Raw genomic sequence first — 2035 nt, forward strand, 5'->3', positions numbered from 1 at the left:
GCTGAAATCGCCGGCGCACCGATCTCGATCCGCACGGCGCCTCCGAAGCCGGCCAGCCGCCCGGCGGCTCAGATCGCGGAGGTTCGTCCGGCGCCTGTCCAGCAGGCGGCATACGAACCACGTGCCCTTGACCCGGTCGCGGAAGCCATCCATCTGGCCGAAGCCAATGCCGCGGCCATGGCGCAGGCGCGCCCGGCCCCGGTCGCCCACGCTGAAGATTTCCGCCCGCAGAGCAAGATCTTCCAGGCACCGCCCGCCCAGCCGATGCCGCAGCCGGTGGTCCAGCAGATGCAGCCGGCCCCGCAGCCGCGCGAGATGCTGCAGCGCGAGGCGCCGCAGCCGGTTGCCATGGCGCCGCAGCGCATGCCGCGCGTCGAGGACTTTCCGCCGGTCGTCAAGGCCGAGGTGGATGCCAAGAGCCGCCCGGTCGACCACGAGAACAACAGCGGACCGATGGGCCTGCTGAAGCGCCTGACCAATGGTCTGACCCGCCGCGAGGAAGAACCCGCACGGCTGCAGCCGGCGCAGCCGCGCGAGCCCAAGCTGCGCCAGGCCGCGCCCGAAGTGCGCCGTCTCGCCAGCCAGGATGCGCAGCTCTATGCGCCGCGCCGCGGCCAGCTCGATGATCAGGGCCGCCTGACGCCGCAGGTGAGGACGACTCAGGAAGACGATCAGCTGGAGATTCCGGCGTTCCTGCGCCGCCAGGCCAACTGATTGGTAAACGGACTGTAACATTTGTTAACAGGCAAGCGAGGAATCGCTTGCCTGTTAATGTTTTAAATGATGTGATTTCAACGACTTACCAAGTCGCACTCGTTCCATTTTGCGGTTACACAGAGTAAGAAACCGTGATTTGGAGTCTCCCTGACGGGACATTATCTTCGCGGCCTACCATCATCGGTTTGCCGGGATTTCGGGGGAAGTCACCCTGCCAGCCGATTCACACAAGAGCCGCGCCCTCGGGCTGGAGAAGCGGACCTAGGCATTACGGGCTTATGGGGATTGTCTTGCACGACTATCAGACGACATTGAAGACGCGCGCGTCGCTTACCGGCACCGGCGTCCACAGCGGCAAGGAAGTGTCCATCAGCTTCGTGCCCGCGGATGCCGACACCGGCATCGTTTTCCAGCTTTTCAACGGTGCGGAGCAGGGCCGCGAGTTTCGTGCCCTGGTTTCGGAAGTCGGCGCTACCGACCTGTGCACCATGCTTGGTGATCCCGCCGGCGAGCATATCGCCACGGTCGAGCACATCATGGCGGCGCTGTTTGGGCTCGGCATCGATAATGTCGCTGTCGAGATCGATGGTTCCGAGGTTCCTATCTTCGATGGCAGCGCCATGGCGTTCGTCGAAGCCATCGATCAGGCGGGTATCGAGACGCTCTCGGTCAAGCGGCGCTATATCAGGGTCATCAAGCCGGTCCGCATCGAGAACGGCGCCTCGTGGGCGGAGTTTCGGCCCTATGACGGGACCCGTTTCGAGATCGAGATCGACTTCGAAAGCCCGGCGATCGGTCGTCAGCTGTTTGCCTCCGACCTCAATGCCGATATTTTCCGTCGCGACATCGCGCGCGCCCGCACCTTCGGCTTCATGAAGGATGTCGAGCGGCTGTGGGCCGCAGGCTACGCGCTCGGCTCCTCGCTGGAGAACTCGCTGGTCATCGGCGACGACAACCGCGTCATCAATATGGGCGGCCTGCGCTATCCCAACGAATTCGTGCGACATAAGACGCTGGACGCCATGGGCGACCTGGCGCTGGCCGGCGCCCGCTTCATCGGCTGCTTCCGCTCCTATCGCGGCGGCCACAGGATGAATGCCGCGGCCCTGCGCCGTCTGCTCTCGGACCGCACGGCGTTCGAGATCGTCGAGACGACGCGCCGTGAGCGTGGCCGCAGCGCCGAGATGAACGCCGTCAATGCGCCACTCTACGCACCCTGGATGATCTGATTTCCCAGGGTTTTTTCGGGTTCCATGGTGATAGCGCATGTTGCAGGAATGCACCACCCGCCAGTGAAATTGCATTGATGTCCAAGTGG

1 protein-coding gene and 1 pseudogene are annotated in these 2035 nt (G+C 63.9%); both read left to right on the plus strand.

The window, feature by feature from the left end; translation table 11 throughout:
* Positions 1-714, plus strand: a pseudogene (locus tag EOB59_RS33925) (cell division protein FtsZ); the annotation flags it as partial.
* Between the two features lie 281 nt (positions 715-995).
* Complete coding sequence (gene lpxC, locus EOB59_RS33930; RefSeq protein WP_023813134.1) at positions 996-1946, plus strand: UDP-3-O-acyl-N-acetylglucosamine deacetylase; 951 nt, start codon at positions 996-998, stop codon at positions 1944-1946.
* The last annotated feature ends 89 nt before the right edge of the window (positions 1947-2035 follow it).

Origin of the sequence: Mesorhizobium sp. M7A.F.Ca.MR.176.00.0.0, from assembly GCF_004023165.1 — a bacterium.
Classification (GTDB): domain Bacteria; phylum Pseudomonadota; class Alphaproteobacteria; order Rhizobiales; family Rhizobiaceae; genus Mesorhizobium.